The sequence below is a fragment of the Parasphingopyxis algicola genome (genome assembly GCF_013378075.1).
Taxonomy (GTDB): Bacteria; Pseudomonadota; Alphaproteobacteria; order Sphingomonadales; family Sphingomonadaceae; genus Parasphingopyxis; species Parasphingopyxis algicola.
On sequence record NZ_CP051131.1, the window covers coordinates 2,744,219 to 2,769,400 of the forward strand.

A 25,182-nucleotide genomic window follows, 5' to 3' on the forward strand; every position below is an offset into this window, starting at 1 on the left:
AGGAAGTGCGGCGTCGCCTCACCGGCATCGCGACAGATGAAATCGTCGCGCCGGCGCCGCTGAAAAGGATTTTTTGAAGGGGTTTGAATTCCATGACTACAGCAACACAATCGACGTCATTCACGGCACGGACTCGGGGCATGCGCGCCTTGCTGCTGGGCGGTGCCGCGACGGCCTTTGTCGCGACGCCGGCCTTTGCGCAGGATAGCGAACAGCTCGCGGCCGCGAGTACAACCGAACAGCCGGCGATCGTCGTTACGGGTACGCGCATCACGAATCCGAACCTCGAACAGTCGAGCCCGATCCAGGTGGTCGGCCAGGACGAGATCGATTTTCGCCAGTCGACGAACGCCGAGGAACTGATCGGCGATCTGCCGGGCATCACCCCGGGCGCCAGCAACTCCGTCAATAACGGCAGCGCGGGTATCGCGACGCTGAACCTGCGCGGCCTCGATTCGCGGCGCAACATCGTGCTGCTGGACGGCACGCGTCTCGTTCCGGCATCGCTGTTCAGCGAGACCGATCTCAACACCATTCCGGTGGCGCTGATCGAGCGGGTCGAGATCGTCACGGGCGGTGCATCCTCGGTGTACGGCGCCGACGCGATCGCCGGTGTTGCGAACTTCGTGACGCGGCGGGATTTCGAGGGCCTGGAAGCCGCGCTGAGCTACGGTATTACCGAGCGCGGTGACGGCGAACGCCTTCGCGGCGACCTGACCCTGGGCGCCAATTTCGACGACGGCCGCGGCAATGCGGTCCTCAGCATCGGCTATCAGGAAGTCGACGACGTGCTGATGGGCGGCCGCACCTTCTCGCAGGTCGGCCGCGGGCGCTCGGGCGCGGCGCAGGGTTCGGGCACCTCGGTGCCGACCCGGATTTCGAGCACGGTGCCCGGCGGCGGCGGCGTCAATCAGCTCAGCCCCGACGGCACGACCCTCGTTCCGACCTTCAACACGTTCAACTTCTCGCCGTTCAACTATCTGCAGACGCCGTTCGAACGCTACAATGTCTATGCGTCGGCCAATTACGAGGTCACGCCGGGCATCGAGGTCTATTCGCGCGCGATGTACAACAAGACGACCGTGCGGCTGCGGCTCGCGCCGTCGGGCCTGTTCGGCGATACGTGGCAGTTCCCGCTCAACAACCCGTTCATCAACGAGACGATCCGGCAACAGATCTGCGCTTCGCCGGTGGTCAATGTCGATCCGGCGACCTGTACGGCCGCGGGGGCGGCGACGGGTCAGGCCGACCCGAACTATCTCGAGGTTCCGGTCACGATCAACCGCCGTCTCGTCGAGCAGGGGCCGCGCAACACGACCAACACATTCAACCAGTTCCAGCTCTGGGCCGGTGTGCGTGGCGGTCTGACCGATTCGATCGATTATGACGTCTACGCCTCTTATGGCGAAACCCAGCGCAACCTCACGCGCCAGGGCTGGGGCCTCAAGTCCCGCGTCCAGCAGGCCTTGCGTGCGGACGATGCGACAAACTGCCAGGATCCGTCCAACGGCTGTTTCCCGATCAATCTGTTCGGCGGCGGGGTCGGCACGAATATCGATCCGCGTTCGGTTGCGTTTTTCGACCAGCCGACGGGTTTCGCGGACAATATCTCGCTCGCGGTCGTGAACGCCTCGCTGTTCGGCGATCTCGGCGAACGGGGCTTCTTCACCGATACGCCGGTGGGCTTCGCGGCGGGCGTCGAATATCGCGAATATAACGCGACCCGCGTTGCCGATGTTTCGGAGGGAACGCAGGACGAGGTGCTCGGCACCGGTGCTCCGGCCCCTTCGTTCGGCGGCCGCTACGACGTGATCGAAGGCTTTGCCGAGCTCATCATCCCGATCGTCGAAGATGTTCCGGGCTTCTACAGCCTGCAAGCGGAGGGCGGCATCCGTGTATCGGATTATTCCAACACCGGTACGAGCGTCACCTGGAAGGCGGGCGGCAGCTGGGAACCGTTCCAGGGCGTCCGCGTTCGCGGTATCTTCCAGCGGTCGGTGCGTTCGCCCAATATCGGCGAGCTCTTCCTGCCCGTCACGACCGGGCTTACCGGCCTGGCGGTCGATCCGTGCGCCGGCACCAATCCGGTCGGCAACGCGACGCTAACGGCAATTTGCATCGCGCAGGGCGCCCCTCCGGCACTCGTCAATGCGGGCGTGATTTCGCAACCGTCCGCCGAGCAGATCAACCTGACGACGGGCGGCAATCCGAATCTCGATCCCGAGATCGCGGAAAGCTACACCATCGGTCTCGTGCTGACGCCGCCGCAGGTACCCGGGCTTTCGGTGACGGTCGACTATTACGACATCACGATCACCGATGCGATCACCCAGCGGACTCCGGACGACATCCTCAATCCCTGCTACGGTCCGAACAGCGATGGCAATGGCAGCGACCCGTCGGTCTGCTCGCTGGTCATCCGCAACCCGCTCAACGGTTCGTTGAACGGTGGCGGTGACACGCCGGGCCTGACGCCGCCGCTCACCAACCAGGGTAGGCTGGAAACACGCGGTGTCGATTTCCGCGTCGCCTACAGCTTGCCGATGAGCTTCGGTTCGCTGAATTTCGATCTCAACGGCAACTGGACGGATACGCTGAAGTTCCAGGCCGTGCCGGGCGGGATCAACCGCGAATGCGTCGGCCAGTACAGCTCGAACTGCGGCTTCCCGTCGCAGACCCTGGGCGGCGAGATCACGCCGGAATGGTCGTTCAACCTGCGCAGCACGGTCAGCATCGACGATATCGCCGATATCTCGCTGCTATGGCGCTGGATCGACGGGGTCGATTACGAACGGATCCTGAGCCGGGCCGGCCTCGATCCGCAGTTCGAATCCATCGACGATGCGAGCTATTTCGACCTGACGATCCGGTCGAACGTCAGCGAGAATTTCGATTTGACGCTGTCGGTGTTCAACCTGCTCGATCGCGATCCGCCGATCGTCGGCAACTCGGTGGGCACGAGCTCGCAGAACGCCGGCAACACCTATCCGTCGACCTATGACACGCTGGGTCGGCGCTACTCGGTTACCGGGAGAATCCGATTCTAGTTAGAACGTTTGGTCACGTTCTAGTCTGATGGCGAGGGTGGTTTTGGAAGTCCCACCCTCGCCATTTTTTATGCGGAAAGTGTCGGGGTCGGCAGCTAGCTGCCGGCCGAACTCTTGACGAGATCGAAGAGCACCCGGTCGAGCCAGTCCATCCGCGCGCGCAGGATGCCCGTCGCATTGTCGTGCGCATAGGCCTGGAAAGGCTGATCGGATTTCTCGTTATAGTCTTCGAGCTCGGCCTGTTTCTTTTCCAGCTCGGCCTTCGCTTCGAGCACCCAGTCGATGCGTTCCTGATGCGTCAACAGGCCGAAGGAGAGTACCTTGGTGCCGAGCGTGTCGTGCGGAATGAGCTGGGCGGGCTTGAATTCGCGGAGCCAGGCCTTCAGCGCCACCTCGCCCTTGTCGGTGGTGCGCCAGACTTCGGTGCCGCGGGCATCGTCCTCGATCTGGCGGCCTTCGATCAGGCCCTCCTTCGAGAATCGATTGATCATGGGATAGACCTGACCCATGCTCTTGTTCACGCTGGCGACCGGCGATTCCTGATAGAATTTCGCGACTTTATAGGCCGTGATCGGCTGGAGCCGATGAACGAGAGACAAGAGGGAACCTTCGTGATCGGTGAGTGTCTGCGGCGTCTCTTGTGCGGTCATCTCGGGATGTATTCGTTCCTCGTCCGATTCGATGGCAGCGCCAAATAGCGCGCCTTGTCACATCGGAAATCTTTCCACAAGCTGCGGGCATAGCTCGAATAGTAATACCGACTGTGCGACGACTGGCCGGCGGCCTCGGAATATTGCGGTTTTTCCATCGGTGTCGCGGCCACAGGGTGCCGCCGATGTGCGGCGGGGCGGGCCGGCCGGTTGGGTCCGGGATCGACTGCCAGAGGCACGCGACAGGGCACCGCGTCCGCGCGAATGCGCGTACCCGGCGGGCGCACCCGGTGCCCAAACATGCCGATCCTCTGCACTATGGCCGGCGCCGCCTCGCGCGGCGCCCGCATAGCCAGCGCTGCCCCTAGCGCGACCATTCTGCCCCCTTTGTTATGGGAAGCGTTTCTAGTTGGCGCTCCAGTAAATGTCGACCGGAACTTCCACCTCGGCGAGGACGCGGCCGATCGGTACGTTGGAAAGCGGGCCGTCTTCGATCGCCTTTTCAAGCACTTCGCGTTTCTTCGGCCCGGCGAGGGTGACGATCATCGTATGGCCGCTGAGCAAAGCGCCGCGGGTTAGCGTCACCCGGTCGAACGGCGCGCTTTCGGGCATGGGATCGGGCGACACGCCCACGGCGCGGCGGCTCTTCGGCGCGTTGATCGCATCGTCCATCTGGTTGGGGAAGATCGAGGCCGTCGAGCCGTCCTCGCCCATGCCGACCCAGACCAGGTCGACCGGCCAGCTGAATCCGGCGAGCCGCGCATCGGCGCTCTGGCCTGCCTCCTTGGTACTCCAGTTCTGGGCGTGGTCGATCAGCGGCTCCACCGTCGCGCCGGCCGTGCCCAGGATCCGTTCCAGCATCTCGTAATTGCTGTGCTCGCTGCCTTCGGGGACGATCCGTTCATTGGTCGGGAAGACGCGGACCTTGGACCAGTCGAAATCCCGCTTGGCCAGCGTTTCGAGGATCGGGACGGGCGTGCGCCCACCGGGCAGCGCGAGTTCCGCTTTGCCGTTGGTTTCAATCGCTTTTTCGATGATGAATCCGATATCGCCGGCCACTTCGCTGGCCAGCGTTTCATGGTCTTCGAATTCCCACCATTCCACTTCGATCATTGCATTGGGCTCCGCTCGATCCGGTTCGTTTCCCGCCCCTCATAACCGCTATGACGGCGAAGGCCAGAGCCGTGCGCGATTTGCACGGCGGGCCGCGTCGTTCGATAGTTTCGGCGGGCCGACCGGACTTGCCCTGAGTCGGAAAAGCGGTGCACATTGTCGGCCTTACAGCCTTGGGAGGGGTCTTATGAAATGTCGGTCGATAGCAACTGTGTCGCTGGTCGGAGCGGCGGCGCTCGGTCTTGCCGCCTGTGGCGGCGTCGCCGAAGAACCGGCGGCCGATGAGCCGGTCGAGGAAGCCCCGCCGCTGGCCGATGCCTGCCCCGAACGGGTGCAGGACATGCGCGGATCGGCGGCGTCCTTCACCTGCTCCTGCTCGGCCGAGGTCGCGGAAGCCGGAACGGTATGGGGTGCGGGACCCTATTCGGACGATTCCGCGGTCTGCCGGGCCGCGATGCATGCCGGGCTGATCGCCGACGAGCCCGTCAACGTGACGATCAATTTCATGCCGGGCCGCGAGTCCTACACGGCATCCGAGGCCAATGGCGTGCAGACCGCGGAGTGGGGCAGCTGGGGCGGCAGTTTCGCCTTCGAAGGCGCCGAACTCGGCGAACCGGAGGACGATGTCGCGGCCGCCGAGGCCTGTCCGGATAGCGCCCGCGATCTGCGCGGCAGCGAGGACCCGGTGAAGTGCAGCTGCAGCGCCGAGGCGGCGCAGGCCGGCTCGGTCTGGGGCACCGATATCTATACCGACGATTCGAGCATCTGCCGCGCGGCGGTCCATGCCGGAGTTATCACGAACGATGGCGGCGATGTGACGTTCACCCTGGAGGAAGGGCAGGAAAATTATGCGGGATCGACGGCGAACGGCGTCGACTCGCGCGACTATGGCGCCTGGTCCGGCAGCTTCGCGTTCGACGGCACGAAAGACTGAGGGCGACCGCGGGCTCCCTTCGGACGACCTTCAGAAAAGGCGGCCGTCCCGGATGATCGCGCTGGCGGCGTTGCGGCCCGGCCGCCCGGTCACGCCGCCGCCCGGATGCGCGCCGGCCCCGCACAGATAGACGCCGGGCACCGGCATGCGGTGATCGGCCAGCCCGAGCAGCGGCCGCATTGCCCAGAGCTGGTCGAGCGACATGCGGCCATGGAAGATATCGCCGCCGATCAGCCCGAAGCGCCGTTCGAGATCGAGCGGGGAGAGCGCCATCCGGCCGACGATGCTCGCGCGGAAACCGGGCGCATGCGCCTCGACCGTGTCGAGGATGGTTTCGATCGCGGCGTCCTTATGCGCGTCCCAGTCGAGCGCGGGATCGAATTGCTGGCAGAACAGGCTGGCGACGTGCGCGCCTTCGGGCGCGAGGCTGTCGTCGAGCGTCGAGGGGATCAGCATCTCGACGATCGGCCGTTTCGACCAGCCATCGGCGCGGGCGTCGTGAAAGGCGCGGTCCATATAGTCGAGGCTCGGCGCGATGATGATGCCGCTGGAGAGATGCGGGCCAGGCTCGGGCAGGCAGGCGAAGCGCGGCAGTTCAGCGAGCGCGACGTTCATCCGGAACGTGCCCGATCCCGAAACATGCTGCTCCATCCGCGCGCGGAGCGCCGGGTCGAGGGCATCGCGGTCGAGCATCTCGAGCAGCAGGCGTTTCGGGTGGACATTGCCGATCACGATATCGGCGCGGATCCGTTCGCCCGTCGCGGTTTCGATGCCGTCCACTTTACTCTTTGAAATCAATATTTTGGCGACGGGTATGTCCGTCCGGATCGCGACGTTTTCCTGCCGGCAGGCCGCGGCCATCGCCTGGGTGATCGCCCCCATCCCTCCGATCGCATGCCCCCATTGGCCGGGTTTGCCCCCCGTCTCGCCGAACACATGATGGAGCAGCACATAGGCGGAGCCCGGCGTGTCGGGACTGTGATACGCGCCGACGACGCTGTCGAAACCGAAGGCGGCCTTGACCGGATCGCTCTCGAAAAAGCCGTCGAGAAATTCGCGCGCCGAGCGGGTGAACAGGTCGACGGCGTCGCGCTGCGCCTCGATCGGCAGTTTGAGCGCCGTCCGCGCCTGCTGAATCGCGCGGAAGAGATCGCCGATCCCGCCGCCGGCATTGGGCGGAATCGTCCGTGTGAGATGGCGCAGCAGCCGCGCCACCGCGCCGAGCCGCCGCTCATATTCGGGGAGCGTGGCCGCGTCGCGCTCGGAGAATTTGGCAACCTCTTCGGCGCTCCGCCCGCCGCCCATGATCAGGTAATTGTCGGGATCGAGCGGCAGGAAGTTGGCGACCGGCCGCTGGACGATGCGCAGGCCATGCTCCGCCAGGCGCATCTCGCTCGCGATATCGGGATCGAGCATGCCGACCGTGTAGCTCGCCGTCGAGTTGCGGAAGCCCGGATGGAATTCCTCGGTGACCGCCGCGCCGCCGACGATGCCGCGCGCCTCGAGCATCTCGACCCGATAGCCGGCGCGCGCCAGATACCAGGCGCAGACCAGCCCGTTATGCCCCGCCCCGATGATGACCGCCTTGCCCTTCGCCATGGTGCTGCTTTTGAGGCGACGCCCGCCAAAGCGCAATTGAAGGTTAAGCTTATGGCTGTAATAAAAGCGTCATGAACGAAGCCAGCCCGACCTTGGACCAGGCGCCCGCGCTGCCCAGCCTGCGCAGCTTTGCGGGCGAAGGCGTCGCGCTGCTTTCGTCCGTCCGCAAGCGCGGCGTGGACGAAGAGGCGGCGAAGGGCTTCGCCGGCGACGGTCGTCCGGTTTTCGTCCTGCCCGGCTTTCTCGCCTCCGACCAGTCGACGACGCGCCTGCGCCGGACCCTGGAAGCCGCGGGCTATGCCGCGCATGGCTGGGGACATGGCGTCAATTTCGGGCTGAGCCGGGGACTGTTCGGCCGGATGAACGAGGCGATCCTCGGGTTTGCCGAGGAGGCTAACCGCCCTGTCGCGCTTGTCGGCTGGAGCCTGGGCGGCGTCTATGCGCGCGAACTGGCCAAGGTCTCGCCCGACGCGGTGCACCAGGTGATCACGCTCGGCAGCCCCTTTTCGGGCGACCCGCGCCACAACCGGGTCTGGCGTCTTTACGAGCTGATCGCGCGCTATCCGGTCGACAAGCCGCCGATCGACGTGCGTCTCCACGAGAAACCGCCGGTGCCGACGACCGCGCTCTGGTCCCGCCGCGACGGGGTCATCCCAGCCGACTGCGCGCGCGGCGCGGCAGGCGAGGCCGACCGGGCGATCGAGCTCGATTGCCGGCACATGGACTTCGCATCGGACCGCCGCGCGCTCCGCGCGATTCTCGCCATATTGGCGCGATAGGCCCGCTCAGTCTTCCGCCAGAAACGGCGCGGCGATCTCCGGCGTCACGCGGACCGGCCGCCCGCTGGCCTTGTCGAGCATCGCCCAGGTCGTCTTCGCGCGGATGCATGGTTTCCCGTCCGCGCTGGTAAACTCCATGTAACGGTCGAAGCGCGCACCCCGGGGCGGTTCCTCGATCCAGGTCGTGCCGGTCACGACATCGCCCTCGAGCGCGGGCCTCAGATAGTCGATCTCGTGTCGGGTCACGACCCAGATATAGGCGTCGACATGTTCCGGCGCGGCGACCGCCTCCCAATGCGCGATGGCGAGATCCTGGATCCACTGGACCCAGACGGCATTGTTCACATGGCCGAGTATGTCGATATGCTCGGCGCGCGCGGTGACGGTGTGGGAGTAGGACATGGTTCTCCCTTAGCCTTCTCTCCCCTGAAGCGGGAGAGGATATGCAGACTTGTAACTTAGCCGGGTGGCAGCCGTCCCGTTGAAAAGATGTGGTCACCCCGAACGTGTTTGGCGGTTATCCCCTTCGGACAAGGAACGGCCACAGAGGTGGTTTTCGTCATTGCGAGGAGGCCCGAACTTGCTTCGGGGCGACGCGGCAATCCAGAGCGGCAGGCGACGTCGCTTGCCGCTCTGGATTGCTTCGCTACGCTCGCAATGACGATCCTTGTCGGAAAGGGACAAACACCAACGTGTTTCAGGGTCCACTGTGCGATCGGTGCCATCCTCGCAGAAGGAGGAGTGGATGCTGAACCAAGTTCAGCATGACGGGTTGGCTCATACCGAAACGGAAAGGTGAGACCAACCTTGACGAGTTCGTCATTGCGAGGAGCCGCAGGCGACGCGGCAATCCAGAGCATCTCTCGCGCGGCTCTGGATTGCGTCGCTGCGCTCGCAATGACGGATGATGGCGCTGGAACGGCGCCCGCCTACTCCTCCACGCCCAGCTGCGTCAGCATGAAGGCCATGGCCTGGGCTTCCTCGCGCAACACCTGGAACCGGCCGGACTGGCCGCGATGGCCGGCGCCCATATTGGTGCGCAGCACGGTGAGGTCGTCGTCGGTCCGTGTCGCGCGCAGCCGGGCCGTCCATTTGGCCGGCTCCCAATAGGTGACGCGCGGATCGTTGAGCCCCGCCGTCACCATGATCGGCGGATAGTCCTGCGCGCTGACGTTATCGTAGGGCGAATAGCTCTGGATCAGGCGGAAGGCGTCCGGATCGGTGATCGGATTGCCCCATTCGGGCCATTCGCCCGGGGTGAGGGGCAGCGATTCGTCGAGCATCGTGTTGAGCACGTCGACGAACGGCACCTCGGCGACGACCGCGCCCCAGAGCTCGGGATCGGTATTGGCGACGACGCCCATCAGTTCGCCGCCCGCCGATCCGCCCGAGGCCGCGATCCGCCCGGCGCTGGTATAGCCGCGCGCGATCAGCCCTCTGGCCACGTCGACGAAATCGTTGAATGTGTTGTTCCGCCGCTCGAGCTTGCCGTCGAGATACCATTGATAGCCGAGATCGTCGCCGCCCCGGATATGGGCGATGGCGAAGATGAAGCCGCGATTGGTAAGACTGAGTTGGCGCGTCGAGAAGCTCGGCGGGATCGCATAGCCATAGGCGCCATAGGCGTAGAGATGGACGGGCGTGTCGGGGCCGATCTCGGTATCGCGGCGATAGACGAGGCTGACCGGCACCATCGCGCCGTCGCGCGCCTCGATCTCGAGCCGCTCGGTCGCATATTGGCTGGCGTCGTAACCGGACGGCACCTGCTGGACCTTGAGCGCCGTGAGTTCGCCGCTGGCGAGATCGTAGCTGTAGTCGGTTTCCGGGGTGACCATCGATTCATAGTCGATGCGGATCGCATCGACGTCGAACTCCGCCACGGGGCCGAGGCCGGCGTCGTAGCTCGCTTCGGGAAATTCGACGCGGCGGATCGCTTCATCGTCATATCCGCGGATCTCGACCTGATCGAGGCCGCGCTCGCGCAGCTCGAGGACGTAGAAATCGGCAAAGGTGGTGAGGCCGGTCAGGTAGAGCGCGTCCGACCCGGCGATCAGCTCGGTCCATGTGCCCGGAGCGTCGACCGGCGCGGTGACGGCGCGGAAGTTCACATGCGTGTCGTTGACGAGGATGTAGAGCGTGTCTTCGCGTTCCTCGACGCTGTACTGGCGGTTCGTCTCGCGCGGTGAGACGAGGACCGGCTCGGCGGTCAGGTCGGCGAGCGGCACGAGACGGACCTCGTTCGAGACATTGTCCCCGGCATTGATCGTCAGGAAGCGGCGCGACTGGGTCTGGTCGATGCCGAGCTGCATCCCTTCCTCGGTCTCGCGATAGATTTCGCGGTCGGCGCTCGCCTCGGTGCCGAGCACATGGTGCATCGCGACCTCGGTCCGCCAATTCTCGTTGACCGGGGTGTAGACGATGCTGGCCGAATCCGCGGCCCAGACCACGCCGCCATTCACATCGGGAATCGTGTCGGGCAGGTCCTCGCCCGTCGCAAGGTCGCGAAAGCGCAGAACGAACCGCTCCGATCCGTCGGTATCGGTCGAATAGGCGAGCAGCCGGGCATCGGGGCTGACCGCGACGGTCCCGAGGCTGAACTGTTCATGGCCTTCGGCCAGCGCGTTTTCGTCGAGCAGCAACTCGTCGCCCCCGCCGGCCAGCGGGCGGCGATACCAGAGCCGGTACTCCTGGCCCTCATTATAGGCGTACCAATATTCGTAATCGCCGTCCGGGATCGGTACGCTCGCGTCATTTTCCGGGATCCGGCCGCGCATCTCGGTGTAGAGCGTGTCGATCAGCGCCTGGTGCGGTTCCATAACCGCTTCGAAATAGGTGTTTTCCTGGTTCAGATATTCAAGCACGTCCGCGTCGTCGATCTCCGGATAGCCCTGGTCCTTCATCCAGTGATACGGGTCCTCGACGGTGATCCCGTGCATCGTGAAGCTGTGCGGACGCCGGTCGGCGACCGGCGGTTCGGGCAGGGTGGTACTGGCAGTTTCGAGCACGGACGGACTTTCTTCTTGGGCAAGAGCGGGGGCGGGCGTGGCGAGAGCGATCAGGCTGGCGGCGGCGATCAGGGAACGGGACATGGAAGAGCCTTTCGCAACGGGTGGATCGGCGCTGTCTAACCGGATAAACAGGCCAGCGAAACATGAAACCGCTCATTAGGCGCACCCTTGTTCCCCTCCCCTTGATGGGGAGGGGAGTGAACAGGTCGAAATGCCTCCCAGGCATTTCTGAAACTTGCTGGGGGCAAGTTTCACCTGCACACTGGGTGGGGTGATCTGTCAGTTGGCGCTATCGCTCGCGGATGGTTCACCCCCACCCAACCCTCCCCCATCAAGGGGGAGGGCTGATACCTGGCCGATGAGTTCGCTGAAGGATTGCAAAGAATGTCCACTTATGAAGACCGCCTCAAGGCCCTGCGCGAGGAGCTGGCGAGCCGCAAGCTGACCGGCTTCGTCGTGCCGCTCACCGACGAGCATATGAGCGAATATGTCGGCGCCTATGCGCAGCGTCTCGCCTGGCTCACCGGTTTCCAGGGGTCCGCCGGTTCGGCCGTGGTGATGCCGGAGGAAGCCGCGATCTTCATCGATGGGCGCTACACGATCCAGGTTCGCGAGCAGGTGGACGAAAAGCATTGGGAATATGTCGGTGTTCCGGCAACCAGCATCGCCGAATGGCTGGGCGAGCATGCCGATAATGGCGCGCGGATCGGCTATGACCCCTGGCTCCACACCCGCCAATGGGTGAAGGCTGCGGAAAAGGCGCTGGCCGAGAAGGGCGCGGAACTCGTTCCGGTCGACACCAATCCGATCGACGCGGTCTGGCCGGACAAGCCCCTGCCGTCCGACGCCAAGCTGATTGTTCACGAAGACGGTTTCGCGGGCAAATCTTCCGCCCAGAAACGGCAGGAAATGGCCGATGCGATGGCGGAGAAGGATGTGGATGCCGCCGTGCTCGCGGCGCTCGACTCGATCGCCTGGACGCTCAATGTGCGCGGCGCCGATGTCGATCACACGCCGGTCGCGCTCGCCTATGCGATCGTCCACGGGGATGCGACGGCGGACCTCTATATCGAACCCGACAAGATGAGCGAGGATGTGCTGCGCCATCTCGGCAATGGCGTGCGCGTACACGCGCGCAGCGCGTTCAGGGGCGCGCTGGCCGAATTCAAAGGCAAGAAGGTCATCGCCGATCCCGAACGCGCCGTGTCGGCGATCTTCCGGGCGCTCGACGATGCGGGTGCGACGATCGTCGCGGAACAGGAACCCGCCGTGCTGCCCAAGGCGATCAAGAATGCGGTCGAGCTGCAGGGCGCGCGGGATTCGCACGAGCGCGACGGGGCGGCCCTGGTCCGTTTCCTCCACTGGCTCTCGCTCGAAGCGCCCAAGGGTGGCGTGACCGAGATTTCGGCGGCGAAGCGGCTGCAGGAATTCCGCGAGGAGAGCGATCTGCTGCGCGACCTGTCGTTCGATGCGATATCCGGCGCGGGCCCGCACGCCGCGATCCCCCATTATCGCGTGACCGAGGAATCGAGCATTCCGCTCGAAATGGACCAGATCTATCTCGTCGATTCCGGCGGCCAGTATCCGGACGGCACGACCGATGTGACGCGCACGGTGATCGTCGGCACGCCGACGGACGAGATGCGCGACCGGTTCACGCGCGTCCTGAAGGGCCATATCGCGCTCGCGACCGCCGTCTTCCCGCAGGGAACGCGCGGCACGCAACTGGACAGTTTCGCGCGCCAGCATCTGTGGCAGGCCGGGCTCGATTATATGCACGGCACCGGCCATGGCGTCGGCAGCTTTCTCGGCGTCCATGAAGGGCCGCAGCGGATCAGCGCCGCCAATTATCCGGGCGCGGGCTGGGACGAGCCCCTGCATGCAGGCATGATCCTTTCCAACGAGCCCGGCTATTACAAGACCGGCGAATACGGGATCCGGATCGAGAATCTCGTCGCGATCGAGGAGCGCGAGATTCCGGGCGGCGAGGCGGTCATGCTCGGCTTCGAAACGCTGACCTTCGCGCCGATCGATCACAAGCTGATCGATACGCGCCTGCTGACGCCGGCCGAACGCGACTGGGTGGACGGCTATCATGCGGACGTGGTGGCGAAGATCGGCCCCCATCTCGACGATCCGACGGCGGCGTGGCTCGGCGAAGTCTGCGCGCCGCTCGATTGATGGGAAGCGGGCGGCGTGCGCCGACGGGCCCGAGGGGTGCATGGTGACGCCCTAAGCTTGCGAAACGTGCCCGAAAGTTGCGCCGGGCGGGCCGCTATGGCGCGACGGAGACCGGAAAACGGTGCATGACGGGACCCCAGGGCACCCATGCCCGTCCCCTTCGCCAACTTCGGATCATGCTGTCGCCGGCGTGCAATATTGTGTCAGCCGCTTTCGCGTTTCCCGTCCGTCTTCTGGTCGCGCGCCTGGCCCTTGCGGCGGCGCAGATTCTTGCGCAGCTCTTCGGCCAGCCTTTTCGCACGTTCGTCCTTGTCTGCCATGGCCGTCACGCTGCCCAAAACCGCGCAAAAAGCCAAGTCTCGTCCTTGACATCTTCACCCTTCCGCGCGCATAGGCTCGCCCGCATTCCGGCAAATGGCACGCTGCTGTAGCTCAGTGGTAGAGCGCACCCTTGGTAAGGGTGAGGTCGAGAGTTCAATTCTCTCCAGCAGCACCATTCCTGTCCGAAACGCACCTTTCTGATCGGTCTTACGGTCAACAAAGTCTTTACACATCACCGATATCTAAAAGGGCTGCGAACAGCCGGTCCGGCATAGACCGGATGGTCGATTGCTTTGTGGTTCTTGCAATGCCTAACTCGCGAGGTGGGGTGGATGTATCATTGGAACGGAAAATGGCGGGAATCTGCCGATTTCATCGATGCGACATTCGAAAATGCGGCGATCGGGATCGCGCATGTCGGCCTCGACGGCGCCTGGCTGCGGGTCAATGAACGGTTGCTCGAAATCGTCGGTTACGAGCGCGACGAGCTGCTCGCCATCACCTTTCAGGACATCACCCATCCCGACGATCTCGAAACCGATCTCGGCCAGCTCCAGGCGCTGATCAGGGGCGAGATTCCGCATTATCAGATGGAGAAGCGCTATTTCCGCAAGGACGGCGAACTGATCTGGATCAACCTCACGGTCGGCCTGCAGCGCGGACCCGATGGCGCGCCCGATTTCTGCATCTCGCTGATCGAGGACATTACGCGCCGGAAAGCCGATGAGGAGCATCTGCGGATCCTCGTCGACGAACTCAATCACCGGGTGAAGAATACGCTGGCGACAGTGCAGGCGGTTGCGCATATGTCGTTCCGCAAGGACGAACCGGTTGCCGAGGCGAAGAAGGATTTCACCGGGCGGTTGCAGGCGCTGTCCAGCGCCCATGACATCCTGACTGAGGAGAAATGGACGGGTGCGGATTTCCGCCAGGTCGTGCGGCGGGCGTTGCGGCCGTTCAATCTCGACAATGCCGATCGCCTGAGCCTGGAAGGCGGCAAGGTCCGGCTCGAATCGCGCCAGGCATTGACCCTTGCGATGGCGATCAACGAGCTGGCGACCAACGCGATCAAATATGGTGCGCTTTCGACCGAACAGGGGTCGGTCGCGTTGCGATGGCGGCGGATACGCGGCGAAGACGGTGTGGCGTTCCGGTTCGAGTGGACCGAGCGCGGCGGACCGCGATGCGCGGCGCCCGAGCGCTCCGGCTTCGGTTCGACGCTGTTGACCAGGATATTGCCCGGCGATTTTGGCGGAAAAGCGGTGCTCGACTATCGGGAAACCGGTTTGAAATATATATTGTCGGCGCCATGGCCTGGCGAGGCCGGATGACAGGTTGATCGGGGGGGCATGCAGATGTCGGATACCATGCCGGAGAAGGTGTTGATCGTCGAAGACGAGCATATGCTCGCTTACGTCTTGCAGAACATGATCGAGTCCCTCGGCGTGCCCGAGGTGAGCCATGCCGCGACGCTCGCCGACGCACAGAACCTGGTCGACGAACAGCAGTTCGATTTCGCATTTCTCGACATCAATCTCGGCAAGGAAAGTTCCATTCCGCTCGCGCACGAGCTGGATCGGCGCAATGTCCGGTTCGTTTTCGCGTCCGGATATGATTCCCAATATGAAGCCGAGGGCCTGAGCGCGCCCCTGTTGCGCAAACCGCTGGGGCTGGAGGAAATTCGCGCGGCGCTGACGTCCGATCGGCCCGACGAGACGGTCGAGCGGATCGGGCGCATCGGTTGACCTTTCCGCGTCCGCATATCATGCGGCTCGCATGCGCTTTTTCTCCGACAATGCCGCCGCCGTCTCCCAGCCCGTGCTTGATGCGCTGGCCGCTGCGAACAGGGTCGATACCGCCTATGACGACGATGCGCTGAGCCAAAAGCTCGATGGTGCCTTCGCCGAGATTTTCGAGACCGACGTCACCGCGCTCTGGGTCTCGACCGGCACCGCCGCCAACGCGCTCGCGCTGACCGCACTGTGCCCGCCGCATGGCGCGATCATCTGCCATGAAGAAGCCCATATCCAGAATGACGAGTGCGGCGCGCCGGAATTCTACACCCATGGCGCGAAGCTGTTGCTCGGGACGGGCGAGGGCGCCAAGCTCGCGACGGACGAGGTCGAACGCATCGCCGCGACGATCCGCGACGACGTCCACCAGATGCAAGTTGCCGCGCTCTCGATCACCCAGGCCAGCGAATATGGCATGGTCTACACGGCGGACGAGGTGCGGGCGCTCGGCGATCTGTGCCGGTCGCGCGGCTGGGCGCTCCATATGGACGGTGCGCGTTTCGCCAATGCCGTCGCGCATCTCGATTGCGCGCCCGCCGACATCACCTGGCGTGCGGGTGTCAACATATTGAGCTTCGGCTGTGTGAAGAATGGCGGGCTGTCGGCCGAGGCGATGATCCTGTTCGGCGATGCCCGCGAAAAGGCGGCCGAAATCCGTTACCGGCGCAAGCGTGGCGGGCACCTGCTTTCGAAGGGCCGCTATCTGGCCGCCCAGATATTGGCGATGCTCGAGGACGATCTCTGGCTGGCCAATGCGCGCGCGGCGAACGCGGGCGCGCGGCTGATCGCCGAGGCGGCGCCCGGCCGGCTCGTCCATCCTGTCGAGGCCAATGAGGTGTTTATCCGTCTCAGCGCGGAAGATGCCGCCTCTCTGCGCGCGGCCGGGTTCGATTTCTACGATTGGGGCATCGGCGAGGCCCGGTTCGTCACCAGCTGGGACCAAGGCAAGGAAGAGGTGCGCCCGTTGGTCGAAGCGATCGTCGCCCTATGAATCAGCCCGTCGCGGCGGATGCGGACACGAATTTCTGGACGCCGCGGATCCTGCTCTCCTTCCTGCTGATCTCGCTGATCTGGGGTTCGACCTGGATCGTTATCAAGGACCAGCTGGCGAGCGTGCCGCCGGTCTGGTCGGTCAGCTACCGGTTCCTCGCGGCAAGCCTTGCGATGTTCCTGGTTGTCGCCGTTCGCCGGCAACCGCTGATGCTCGACCGGCGCGGCCATTTCTGGGCCGTGCTGCTCGGTTGCAGTCAGTTCGCGCTCAATTTCAACTTCGTCTACGGCGCGGAGCTCTTCATCACGTCGGGGCTCGTCGCGGTGATGTTCGCGCTGCTGATGGTCCCCAATGCGATCCTCGGCCGGATATTTCTCGGCCAGCGGATTACCGCCAGCTTCGTGATCGGATCGGGAATCGCGATTGCCGGCATCGCCTTGCTGTTCGTCCAGGAATATCGCCTGGCGCCGGTCGGCGGGAGCGCGGTCTTTATCGGGATCGGCCTCACGTTGGTGGCGATTCTCTGCGCCTCGACGGCGAACATCCTGCAGGCGAGCGAAGGCGCAGGGGCCCATCCGATCCTGACCCTGATTGCCTGGGCGATGCTGTGGGGGGCGCTGTTCGACGCGCTGTTCGCGCTGGCGACGGTGGGCCCGCCGGTCATCGAGATGCGGCTCGGCTATCTGGCCGGTGTCCTGTATCTCGGTGTTATCGGCTCGGCCGTCACCTTCCCGATCTATTTCGGCCTGATCCGCGAGATCGGGGCGGCCCAGGCTGCCTATACCGGGGTTATCGTACCGATCGTCGCGATGGTCTTCTCGACCTTTCTGGAAGGCTATGTCTGGTCACCGCTCGCGATCGCCGGTGCGGTGCTGGCGATTGCCGGGCTGCTCTACGCGATGCGCGCCCGGCGGCCGAAACGGCCCCGCATTCCGGCCTAGACGGCGGCGACGGCCCTGAGCCCGGCGCGATAATCGGGATAGGCCGGCGTCCATCCCAACAGCCGTTTCGCCTTCCCGTTCGCCACCCGGCGATTCTCCGAATAGAAGCCGCGCGCCATGTCGCTCAGTCCGGCTTCGTCCATGGTCTGGAGCGGCGGCGGTTCGACGCCGAGCAACCGGCAGCCATAGGCGACGACATCGTTGTGCGGCGCGGGCCGATCGTCGGCGAGATTATAGACGCCCGCCGGCCCTTCGAACCCCGCCATAACTCCGGCGACGATGTCATCGGCATGCACCCGGCTGAACACCTGTCCGGGCAGGTCGATCCGGTGCGCCTTCCCCGAGCGGATGCGATCGAGAACCGACCGCCCCGGACCGTATATCCCGGGCAGGCGGAAGACGCGGATATCGCCGCGCAGCCCCTGCCAGGCCGCATCGGCCTCGGCGCGGGCCTTGCGCCGTCCACCGCCGATCGGGGCGGTCTCATCGACCCAGGCGCCATCGGTGTCGCCATAGACGCCCGTCGAGGACAGATAGCCGATCCAGCCGGCCGGTGCCTCGGCCAGCGCCGCGCCATAGGTGTCGAGAACGATATCGCGGCCATCCACGGGAGGCACCGAGGAGAGGATATGGCTCGCTGCGCCGAGAGCTGCGGTGACCGCCTCACGGTCGTCGAAAGCCATGGCGTCCGGTCCCGCGGCACGGCGCGTGGCCGACACGATCCAACCCTCCGAACGCAGTCGCTCGGCCAAAAGCCCCGCCGTGTAGCCGAGCCCGAAAATCAGCATATGCGGCATGGACTAGCCTGCCTCCGTCGGTATCAGATATGCCGCCATCATCGTGCCCTCCGGATAAACTCTGCCCGGCCCGATTGTGCCGCCGGGCCGGGGCGATTAGAGGGCAATGATGTCCGATATGCAATCCGCCGCCGCAACTCCGTCCGTCACCCGCCGCGAGGACTATCGGCCGCCCGACTGGCTCTTGCCCGAGATCGCTCTCGATTTTCAGCTCGATCCGGTACGGACGACGGTGCGGGCGCGGCTGACGGTCGTCCGGAACGAGGCGCATGACGAACCGCTGCGGCTCGACGGCGATGGGCTGAAGCTGCTCGAAGTCTGGCATAATGGCAAACGCCTGGAAGAGGGCGACTGGCAGCTCGACAATGACCGGCTGACGATCCCGTTGGAGGGCGGTGAGGCGATCGTCGAGACGCTCGTCGAGATCGCCCCCGAAAAGAACAGCCAGCTGATGGGGCTCTACGCGTCTGGCGGGATCCTCTGCACGCAATGCGAGGCCGAGGGGTTTCGCCGGATCACCTTCTTCCCGGACAGGCCGGACGTGCTCTCGCGATACAGCGTGCGGATGGAGGCCGATCGCGATCGTTTTCCCGTCCTCCTCTCCAACGGCGAATGCATCGAAAGCGGAGACGGGGAGGACGGGCGGCATTGGGCGCGCTGGTACGATCCCTGGCCCAAGCCCTGCTATCTGTTCGCGCTGGTCGCCGGCGATCTTGCGGCCAATCGCGACAGTTTCACCACCCGTTCGGGCAAGGAAGTGGCGCTCGCCATCTGGGTGCGCGAGGCGGACCTCCCCAAGACCGGCCATGCGATGGCCGCGCTCAAGGATTCTATGGCCTGGGACGAGCGCGTCTATGGCCGCGAATATGATCTCGACCAGTTCAACATCGTGGCCGTCTCCGATTTCAATTTCGGGGCGATGGAGAACAAGTCGCTCAACATCTTCAATTCGCGTTACATCCTCGCCGATGCCGAAACCGCAACGGATGCGGATTTCGATGCGATCGCGGGTGTCGTCGCGCACGAATATTTCCACAACTGGTCGGGCAACCGGGTGACCTGCCGGGACTGGTTTCAGCTCTCGCTGAAGGAAGGTTTCACCGTCTTTCGCGACCAGCAATTCTCGGCCGATCAGGGATCGGAAGCCGTGGCGCGGATCGGCGACGTCCGGATGCTGCGCGCCGCGCAATTCCCCGAAGATGCCGGTCCGCTCGCCCATCCCGTGCGCCCGGAAAGCTATATCGAGATTTCGAACTTCTACACGGCGACGGTCTACAACAAGGGCGCCGAGCTTATTCGCATGGTGCAGGCGATCCTCGGGCCGGAAGATTTCCGCAAGGGTTCCGATCTCTATTTCGAGCGGCATGACGGCGAGGCAGCGACCTGCGAGGATTTCGTGACCGCGATGGAGGATGCGAGCGGCGCCGATCTCGGGCAGTTCCGCCTCTGGTACCGCCAGGCGGGCACGCCCAAGGTTACCGCGAGGCTGGATCATGACGCCGAAGGCGCGCGGGCGGTGCTCACCCTGTCGCAGACCGTCCCCGCCACGCCGGACCAGGCGGAGAAGCGGCCGATGGCGATCCCGCTCAAGACCGCGCTGCTCGGGGAGAAGAGCGGCCGGCCGATCGTTCCGGAACGGCTGGTGATGCTTGAGGAAGAGAGCCAGGAGATCGTGTTCGACGGACTGACCGAGCGTCCGGTTCTGTCGATCAACCGCCATTTCACCGCGCCGGTGACCGTCGAGAGCAACAAGGACCCGAAAACGCTCGCCTTTCTTTCGGCGCATGACGACGATCCCTTCGCCCGCTACGAGGCGATGCAGCAGCTGATGGTCGAAACCATCATCGACGCCGTATCGGGGCGGCAGACCGATCACGCGCCGGTCATCGAGGCGGTGCGCCGGACGCTGGCGGACGGCGATCTCGACAAGGCCTTTATCGCCGAAGCCGTCATCCTTCCCAGCGAAAGCTTTGTCGGGGACCAGATGCTCGTCGTCGATCCCGAGGCGATCCACAAGGCGCGCGAGGCGCTGCGTGGCGATCTCGCGCGCTCGCTGGCCGAAGATTGGCGCGCCGCCTATGCGGCATCGAGCGGCAATGCCTATGAATACAGCCCGGCGGCGAAGGGCCTGCGCCGGCTGCGCGCGGTGGCGCTCGGCTATATCGCGGCGGACGGGGCGGACGATGCGCCAGGGCTCGCGGTACGCCAGTTCGAGGGTGCCGACAATATGACGGACCGGCAGGCTGCGCTCGGCGTGCTCGCCAATAGCGACTGGCCCGAACGGATCGCCGCGCTCGACGATTTCTATGCGCGCTATCGCGACGATGCGCTGGTGCTCGACAAATGGTTCATGGTGCAGGCGATGTCGATCCGCGACGATACGGTGACGGCCGTCGAGGCGCTCGCCGCGCATCCCGATTTCAGCATCGAGAATCCCAACCGGCTGCGCTCGCTGGTCGGTGCGTTCGGCGGGAACCAGCGCGCCTTTCACACGGCATCGGGCCGCGGCTATCGCTTCCTCGCCGATTTCATCCTCAAGGCCGACGCCATCAACCCGCAAACCGCCGCGCGCCTGTTGCCGCCGTTGGGCAAGTGGCGGCGGTTCGACGAGCAGCGCGGCGCGATGATGCGGGCAGAGCTCGAGCGGATATTGGCGGCGCCAGACCTTTCCAAGGATGTCTTCGAACAGGCCTCGAAGAGCCTCGGCTAGCTAGCCGGCGACCCAGTCGGAAAATTCGATCGCCATGCGGTTGGCGGCGCGGTTGAGCGCCTGTGCCACGCTCTGCGCGTCCTGCGAGAAAACCTGCTCGCGCTGCTCGAATCGCCGCGTCCGCACCCCGTCCGGCCCGCTGATCGTCGCGTCGTAGACGATCAGCGTCTCGTTGGTCCGCGCGTCCAATCCGAACTCATGCAGCTGGCCGCGAACGATCGTTCCCGGATCCTCCGAATAGGTCGCCGGATCCAGCACGACCCGGCCGGAACGGGCGGCAACGACTTCGCTGAGCAGCGCGCGGAACAGCTCGTTCGGCGTGTCGACCCAGAGCGCGTTGGTCAGATAGGCGATCGTCGTCTCGCCGGTCTGGACGGGTAGCCGGTTGGTGATCAGTTTCTGGGGCACTTCGGGCCGCGCGATCGTGAGCGCCTGGCCCATGGATGCGGTACGGCTCGATCCGCTTTCGATCTGCTGGTCGGGGCTCAGCGCCATGAGGAAGGGCGGCGGTTCCGAGCCGAAGCTGATGCAGCCGGTCAGCGCTGCGAGCGCGATCAACGGAAAGAGGCGTTTCATCATCGGCTCCTATTGCGGCTCATAGTCGGGCAAGCGCTCGGTGCCGATCAGCGATCCGGCACCTTCGCGATTGATGCGTTGCGAAATCGCCGTCAGCGATTCGGACATTTCTCCAAGATCGCGGACCAGCTGGCCGATTTCGGGGACGGTTTGCTGCGAAAAGGCATTGAGGCCTGGCTCGGCGGCGGTAATGGTGCGGTCGAGCGACTCCATGCTCGATTCTGCGGAGGCGACCGCGGAGCGCAGGTCGCGCATCAGCGCCTGGCCTTCGGTGCCGAGCAGATTGTCGGTCGTATCGGCGAGCTCGCCGATCTCGGTGACCGCGACCCCGACCTGGCGGATGGCGACCCGGGTCTCGGCGAGGGTCGCGGCTATCTCCGGCCCGCGTGCGGCGAGTTCGGAGGTCAGGCGCTCGGTATTTTCTAGGATCGCGGCGATCGAATTCTGGTTGCGGTCGCCGAGCAGTTCGGTAAGCCGTTCGGTCAGCGTCGTCAGGCGTTCGAGCAGGCGCGGTGCGCTGTTGAGCAGCTCCCCGAAGGCGCCGGGGCGGGTCGGAATGACCGGCACGCCGCCCGGCCCCGGTTCGTCGATCGGCTCGGCGCCCTGAACGCCGCCGTCGAGCGATATCTGCGACACGCCGGTAAAGCCGATGCCCTGGATCGTTGCTGTCGTGCCTTCCAGCACGGGCACATCGCCATTGATCCGGATGCGGACGCGGACGAATTCCGGATTGTCGGGAACCAGCGCGATTTCCTCGATCTGGCCGACCGGGACGCCGGAATAGGTCACCCCCGATCCGCGCGCCAGCCCGTCCACGGACTGGGCGAAATAGATATCATAGGCGCTGTCGCTGCTGTCTCCGAGGCGGGCAAGCCAGACGGTGAAGAGGATCAGCCCCGCGACAAGCAGCAGCACGACGCTGCCCACGAGAATCTGGTTCGATCGGTTTTCCATCCGTCCCTCCCGGCCCTAGTCCTTCGCCGCCAGTGCGGCGCGGCCACGCGGCCCGTTGAAATATTCCTGTATCCATGGGTGATCGAGAGCAAGCAATTCTTCGATCGTCCCCGAGGCGATGACCTGGCGGTCGGCGAGCACGGCGACGCGGTCGCAGATCGTGTGCAGCGTATCGAGATCATGGGTGATCAGGAATATCGTCAGCCCCAACGCTTCCTTGAGCTCGAGAATGAGCGCGTCGAATGCCGCGGCGCCGATCGGGTCGAGGCCGGCCGTCGGTTCGTCGAGAAACAGCAGCAGCGGATCGAGCGCGAGGGCCCGTGCGAGTGCGGCGCGCTTGCGCATCCCGCCCGACAGTTCGGACGGGTATTTCGGGGCATCTTCCGCCTTGAGCCCGCTCATCATGATCTTGAAAGTCGCGATTTCGCAGAGCAGGCCTTCGTCGATATTCTTGTAGAATTCGCGCAGCGGCACCTGGACGTTTTCGGCCACGGTCAGGGTCGAAAAGAGCGCACCGTTCTGAAAAAGCACGCCCCAGCGTCGCCTGAGATCGAGATTTTCCTCGGCGGTTGCGCAATCCATGCGCTCGCCGAATACGCTGATCTCGCCCGTATCGGGCTCCTGCAGGCCGATGATCGCGCGCAGCAGGACGGATTTTCCCGTACCCGAGCCGCCGACCACCCCGAGGATCTCGCCGGGAAAGACGTCGATATCGAGATGTTCGTGCACGACATTGTCGCCAAAACTGTTGCGCAGCCCGCGCACGGAGACGATCGGTTCCTCGCTCATCCCCAGCCCACCTCTGTGAAGAAGACCGCGAAAAAGGCGTCGAGTACGATGACGAGGAAGATCGCCTGGACGACGGCGGTCGTCGTGCGATGGCCGACTTCCTCGTTATTGCCGCGCACCTGCATGCCCTGATAGCAGCCGGCAAGGCCGATGATCATGCCGAATACCGGCGCCTTGATCAGCCCGACCCAGAGATCGGTCATCGGGACGACCTCGCGCAGGCGCAATATGAAGGTTTCGGGCGGAATACCGAGGCTGACCCAGCATAAAAGGCCGCCGCCGACGATCATCAGAAAGGTCGAGTAGAAGCCGAGGAACGGCATGAGCAGGGTCGTCGCCAGCACGCGCGGCAGGACGAGCGCCTCCATGGGCGGGACGCCGATCGTCCGCATCGCGTCGACTTCCTCGGCGAGTTTCATCGATCCCAGCTGTGCGGCAAAGGCGCTGCCCGAGCGGCCGGCGACCATGATGGCCGTCATCAGGACGCCGAGTTCGCGTGTCGTGATCCGGCCGATAAGGTTGATCGTGAAGATCTCCGCGCCGAACTGGCGCAACTGCACCGCGCCCTGCTGGGCGATGACGATGCCGATCAGGAAACTCATCAGGCCGATGATGCCGAGGGCCGAAACGCCGACCGTTTCGAAGCGCTGGACGACGGCGTTGAAGCGCAGCCGACGCGGGTCGCGGATGACGCTGCCCGTCGCGATCAGCAGCGCGCCGAAAAAGGCGAGCAGGCCCTTGAGACCGGACAGCGCCTCGAGCGTCGACGCGCCGACCCGTGCGAGGATCTGGTGGAAGCGCCCTTCCTCTTCGTCATAGGTCTTCGCCGGATCGTCGGCGATCGCGACCTGGCGGAGCAGGCGCTGGGCATGATCGCTCGCGCCGACAATCTCCGCACCGTTGTCGCGGGACAGTTTGTGGACGATCCATGCGCCGACCGTATCGACGCGCTCGACGGCCGATATGTCGATCTTGGCCGGATTGCCGTGCAATTCCGTGATCCGGGCCGGTACGTCGCCAAGCCGCGCGATGGTCAGCCGCCCGGAAAAGCGGACGATGCGCTCGCCCCCCTCTTCCAGTTCGGCAAAATCGGCCTCGACACTCATCGGGCTGTCTTGTGCGGATAAAATCGGCGCTCGGCAAGGCGATGCTTCATGCTATTGAGCCGCTCCATGACAAAAATCGCGCTTTACGATCTCGACAAGACGATCACCAAGCGGCCGACCTATATGTCCTTCCTGCTTCACGCAGCGTGGCGGCATGAACGGTGGCGGCTGGTATTCCTGCCCGGTCTGCTGTTTCTCTTCGCCGGTTATCTGGTCCGCGCGCTCGACCGCGGGGGCCTCAAGGAGCGGATGCACGATATGCTGCTCGGTTCCCCTGTGGACGCGGAGAAGATGGCCGCGATCGCCGAAAGCTTCGCCGAGGAGACCCTGCGCGACAATGTCCATCCCCAAGCCCTGGCCCGGATCGCGAAGGAAAAGGCGGCCGGCCACCGGCTGGTGCTCGCAACCGCATCCTACGCCTTCTACGTCGAACCACTGGCCCGCCGGCTCGGTTTCGACGATCTGATCGGTACGCGCGTCAAGCGTGACGCGGACGGCGCGATTCTCGCCGAGATCGATGGCGAGAATTGCTATGGCGTGTCGAAGTTGAGGCGCGTCATGGCCTGGGCCGAGGAACAGGGGCTGGATCGTGCGGACGCCGCCGTCCGCTTCTATTCGGACAGCCCGACCGACCTGCCGGTCTTCGACTGGTCGGACGAACCGGTCGCCACCAATCCGACGAACAAGCTACGGCAGATCGCGGAGAAACGCGGTTGGCGGGTTATCGCCTGGGGTTAGAGCTTTGTTGGTCAGAATTTCGCTAGCGCGAAATCGCCGCACCGGCCCGCACCCCCTCCCGGCCTCCCAATGAGTGTACCCTGTGGGAGGCCGGGAGGGGGTGCGGGCCGGTGCGGCGCCTGAGGCGAAGCCGAAGGTCTGACAAAAGAATCCCG

20 protein-coding genes and 1 tRNA gene are annotated in these 25,182 nt (G+C 64.7%); 11 read left to right on the forward strand and 10 right to left on the reverse strand.

Annotation, left to right across the window (positions count from 1 at the left end; genetic code table 11):
- Nucleotides 1–140 precede the first annotated feature (140 nt).
- The gene (locus HFP57_RS13710; protein ID WP_176870312.1) at nucleotides 141–3,047 is read left to right on the forward strand and encodes a TonB-dependent receptor plug domain-containing protein; all 2,907 of its coding nucleotides are present in this window, start codon (nucleotides 141–143) and stop codon (nucleotides 3,045–3,047) included.
- A gap of 95 nt (nucleotides 3,048–3,142) precedes the next feature.
- Here the strand turns inward: HFP57_RS13710 and HFP57_RS13715 are convergent, their stop codons facing one another.
- Nucleotides 3,143–3,697: a PadR family transcriptional regulator gene (locus HFP57_RS13715; protein WP_176870313.1), complete on the reverse strand. Its 555-nt coding sequence runs from the start codon at nucleotides 3,695–3,697 to the stop codon at nucleotides 3,143–3,145.
- 405 nt (nucleotides 3,698–4,102) lie between these two features.
- A complete protein-coding gene (locus HFP57_RS13720) occupies nucleotides 4,103–4,810 on the reverse strand; it encodes a 6-phosphogluconolactonase (protein ID WP_176870314.1) in 708 nt (235 codons plus the stop codon).
- Nucleotides 4,811–5,021: 211 nt separating this feature from the next.
- On the opposite strand from HFP57_RS13720, the gene HFP57_RS13725 reads away from it, so the two are divergent.
- Nucleotides 5,022–5,744, forward strand: coding sequence for an LCCL domain-containing protein (locus HFP57_RS13725; protein WP_218135024.1), 723 nt, complete (start codon nucleotides 5,022–5,024; stop codon nucleotides 5,742–5,744).
- A 30-nt stretch (nucleotides 5,745–5,774) separates the two neighbouring features.
- Here HFP57_RS13725 and HFP57_RS13730 read toward each other — a convergent pair whose 3' ends face one another.
- Nucleotides 5,775–7,343, reverse strand: coding sequence for a phytoene desaturase family protein (locus HFP57_RS13730; RefSeq protein ID WP_176870316.1), 1,569 nt, complete (start codon nucleotides 7,341–7,343; stop codon nucleotides 5,775–5,777).
- A gap of 71 nt (nucleotides 7,344–7,414) precedes the next feature.
- Between HFP57_RS13730 and HFP57_RS13735 the strand changes: the two genes are divergently transcribed.
- Complete coding sequence (locus HFP57_RS13735) at nucleotides 7,415–8,122, forward strand: lipase family alpha/beta hydrolase (RefSeq protein ID WP_176870317.1); 708 nt, start codon at nucleotides 7,415–7,417, stop codon at nucleotides 8,120–8,122.
- Nucleotides 8,123–8,128: 6 nt separating this feature from the next.
- On the opposite strand, the gene HFP57_RS13740 is transcribed toward HFP57_RS13735, so the two are convergent.
- On the reverse strand, nucleotides 8,129–8,524 hold the full coding sequence (locus HFP57_RS13740; protein WP_176870318.1) for an acyl-CoA thioesterase: 396 nt from the start codon (nucleotides 8,522–8,524) through the stop codon (nucleotides 8,129–8,131).
- 527 nt (nucleotides 8,525–9,051) lie between these two features.
- A complete protein-coding gene (locus HFP57_RS13745) occupies nucleotides 9,052–11,211 on the reverse strand; it encodes a S9 family peptidase (protein ID WP_176870319.1) in 2,160 nt (719 codons plus the stop codon).
- 303 nt (nucleotides 11,212–11,514) lie between these two features.
- On the opposite strand from HFP57_RS13745, the gene HFP57_RS13750 reads away from it, so the two are divergent.
- The 6 genes from HFP57_RS13750 to HFP57_RS13775 all read left to right on the forward strand — a co-directional run bounded on the left by HFP57_RS13750 (nucleotide 11,515) and on the right by HFP57_RS13775 (nucleotide 17,357).
- A complete protein-coding gene (locus HFP57_RS13750) occupies nucleotides 11,515–13,311 on the forward strand; it encodes an aminopeptidase P family protein (protein WP_176870320.1) in 1,797 nt (598 codons plus the stop codon).
- 421 nt (nucleotides 13,312–13,732) lie between these two features.
- Nucleotides 13,733–13,807, forward strand: a tRNA-Thr gene (locus HFP57_RS13755).
- A 157-nt stretch (nucleotides 13,808–13,964) separates the two neighbouring features.
- Nucleotides 13,965–14,963, forward strand: a complete 999-nt coding sequence (locus HFP57_RS13760; RefSeq protein ID WP_176870321.1) for a sensor histidine kinase — start codon at nucleotides 13,965–13,967, stop codon at nucleotides 14,961–14,963.
- 24 nt (nucleotides 14,964–14,987) lie between these two features.
- On the forward strand, nucleotides 14,988–15,377 hold the full coding sequence (locus HFP57_RS13765) for a response regulator (protein ID WP_176870322.1): 390 nt from the start codon (nucleotides 14,988–14,990) through the stop codon (nucleotides 15,375–15,377).
- Between the two features lie 31 nt (nucleotides 15,378–15,408).
- On the forward strand, nucleotides 15,409–16,416 hold the full coding sequence (locus tag HFP57_RS13770) for a threonine aldolase family protein (RefSeq protein ID WP_176870323.1): 1,008 nt from the start codon (nucleotides 15,409–15,411) through the stop codon (nucleotides 16,414–16,416).
- Nucleotides 16,413–17,357, forward strand: a complete 945-nt coding sequence (locus tag HFP57_RS13775) for a DMT family transporter (protein WP_176870324.1) — start codon at nucleotides 16,413–16,415, stop codon at nucleotides 17,355–17,357. Before HFP57_RS13770 ends, HFP57_RS13775 begins: the two co-directional genes overlap by 4 nt.
- Here the strand turns inward: HFP57_RS13775 and HFP57_RS13780 are convergent.
- Nucleotides 17,354–18,154: a Rossmann-fold NAD(P)-binding domain-containing protein gene (locus HFP57_RS13780; protein ID WP_176870325.1), complete on the reverse strand. Its 801-nt coding sequence runs from the start codon at nucleotides 18,152–18,154 to the stop codon at nucleotides 17,354–17,356. The genes HFP57_RS13775 and HFP57_RS13780 overlap by 4 nt on opposite strands.
- Before the next feature lie 109 nt (nucleotides 18,155–18,263).
- Here HFP57_RS13780 and pepN point away from each other — a divergent pair, with 109 nt between their 5' ends.
- On the forward strand, nucleotides 18,264–20,864 hold the full coding sequence (gene pepN / locus HFP57_RS13785) for an aminopeptidase N (protein WP_176870326.1): 2,601 nt from the start codon (nucleotides 18,264–18,266) through the stop codon (nucleotides 20,862–20,864).
- On the opposite strand, the gene HFP57_RS13790 is transcribed toward pepN, so the two are convergent.
- From HFP57_RS13790 to HFP57_RS13805, 4 genes are read right to left on the reverse strand one after another with little or no spacing between them, the layout of a single operon-like run.
- Nucleotides 20,865–21,440, reverse strand: coding sequence for an ABC-type transport auxiliary lipoprotein family protein (locus tag HFP57_RS13790; RefSeq protein ID WP_176870327.1), 576 nt, complete (start codon nucleotides 21,438–21,440; stop codon nucleotides 20,865–20,867).
- Between the two features lie 9 nt (nucleotides 21,441–21,449).
- Nucleotides 21,450–22,394 (reverse strand): MlaD family protein, encoded by a 945-nt coding sequence (locus tag HFP57_RS13795; protein ID WP_176870328.1) that lies wholly within the window; start codon nucleotides 22,392–22,394, stop codon nucleotides 21,450–21,452.
- Between the two features lie 15 nt (nucleotides 22,395–22,409).
- A complete protein-coding gene (locus tag HFP57_RS13800; RefSeq protein ID WP_176870329.1) occupies nucleotides 22,410–23,183 on the reverse strand; it encodes an ABC transporter ATP-binding protein in 774 nt (257 codons plus the stop codon).
- Complete coding sequence (locus HFP57_RS13805; protein ID WP_176870330.1) at nucleotides 23,180–24,289, reverse strand: ABC transporter permease; 1,110 nt, start codon at nucleotides 24,287–24,289, stop codon at nucleotides 23,180–23,182. The genes HFP57_RS13800 and HFP57_RS13805 overlap by 4 nt, the downstream gene beginning before the upstream one ends.
- 66 nt (nucleotides 24,290–24,355) lie before the next feature.
- On the opposite strand from HFP57_RS13805, the gene HFP57_RS13810 reads away from it, so the two are divergent.
- Entirely contained in the window at nucleotides 24,356–25,027 is a 672-nt protein-coding gene (locus tag HFP57_RS13810) for an HAD family hydrolase (RefSeq protein WP_176870331.1), read from the forward strand.
- The last annotated feature ends 155 nt before the right edge of the window (nucleotides 25,028–25,182 follow it).

Excerpts from the sequence above, each read along its gene's own strand:
- HFP57_RS13710 (WP_176870312.1), top strand. The coding sequence starts at position 141 with ATGCGCGCCTTGCTGCTGGGCGGTGCCGCGACGGCCTTTGTCGCGACG.
- HFP57_RS13715 (WP_176870313.1), bottom strand. The coding sequence starts at position 3,697 with ATGACCGCACAAGAGACGCCGCAGACACTCACCGATCACGAAGGTTCC.
- HFP57_RS13720 (WP_176870314.1), bottom strand. The coding sequence starts at position 4,810 with ATGATCGAAGTGGAATGGTGGGAATTCGAAGACCATGAAACGCTGGCC.
- HFP57_RS13730 (WP_176870316.1), bottom strand. The coding sequence starts at position 7,343 with ATGGCGAAGGGCAAGGCGGTCATCATCGGGGCGGGGCATAACGGGCTG.
- HFP57_RS13735 (WP_176870317.1), top strand. The coding sequence starts at position 7,415 with ATGAACGAAGCCAGCCCGACCTTGGACCAGGCGCCCGCGCTGCCCAGC.
- HFP57_RS13740 (WP_176870318.1), bottom strand. The coding sequence starts at position 8,524 with ATGTCCTACTCCCACACCGTCACCGCGCGCGCCGAGCATATCGACATA.
- HFP57_RS13745 (WP_176870319.1), bottom strand. The coding sequence starts at position 11,211 with ATGTCCCGTTCCCTGATCGCCGCCGCCAGCCTGATCGCTCTCGCCACG.
- HFP57_RS13750 (WP_176870320.1), top strand. The coding sequence starts at position 11,515 with ATGTCCACTTATGAAGACCGCCTCAAGGCCCTGCGCGAGGAGCTGGCG.
- HFP57_RS13760 (WP_176870321.1), top strand. The coding sequence starts at position 13,965 with ATGTATCATTGGAACGGAAAATGGCGGGAATCTGCCGATTTCATCGAT.
- HFP57_RS13765 (WP_176870322.1), top strand. The coding sequence starts at position 14,988 with ATGTCGGATACCATGCCGGAGAAGGTGTTGATCGTCGAAGACGAGCAT.
- HFP57_RS13770 (WP_176870323.1), top strand. The coding sequence starts at position 15,409 with ATGCGCTTTTTCTCCGACAATGCCGCCGCCGTCTCCCAGCCCGTGCTT.
- HFP57_RS13775 (WP_176870324.1), top strand. The coding sequence starts at position 16,413 with ATGAATCAGCCCGTCGCGGCGGATGCGGACACGAATTTCTGGACGCCG.
- HFP57_RS13780 (WP_176870325.1), bottom strand. The coding sequence starts at position 18,154 with ATGCCGCATATGCTGATTTTCGGGCTCGGCTACACGGCGGGGCTTTTG.
- pepN (WP_176870326.1), top strand. The coding sequence starts at position 18,264 with ATGTCCGATATGCAATCCGCCGCCGCAACTCCGTCCGTCACCCGCCGC.
- HFP57_RS13790 (WP_176870327.1), bottom strand. The coding sequence starts at position 21,440 with ATGAAACGCCTCTTTCCGTTGATCGCGCTCGCAGCGCTGACCGGCTGC.
- HFP57_RS13795 (WP_176870328.1), bottom strand. The coding sequence starts at position 22,394 with ATGGAAAACCGATCGAACCAGATTCTCGTGGGCAGCGTCGTGCTGCTG.
- HFP57_RS13800 (WP_176870329.1), bottom strand. The coding sequence starts at position 23,183 with ATGAGCGAGGAACCGATCGTCTCCGTGCGCGGGCTGCGCAACAGTTTT.
- HFP57_RS13805 (WP_176870330.1), bottom strand. The coding sequence starts at position 24,289 with ATGAGTGTCGAGGCCGATTTTGCCGAACTGGAAGAGGGGGGCGAGCGC.
- HFP57_RS13810 (WP_176870331.1), top strand. The coding sequence starts at position 24,356 with ATGACAAAAATCGCGCTTTACGATCTCGACAAGACGATCACCAAGCGG.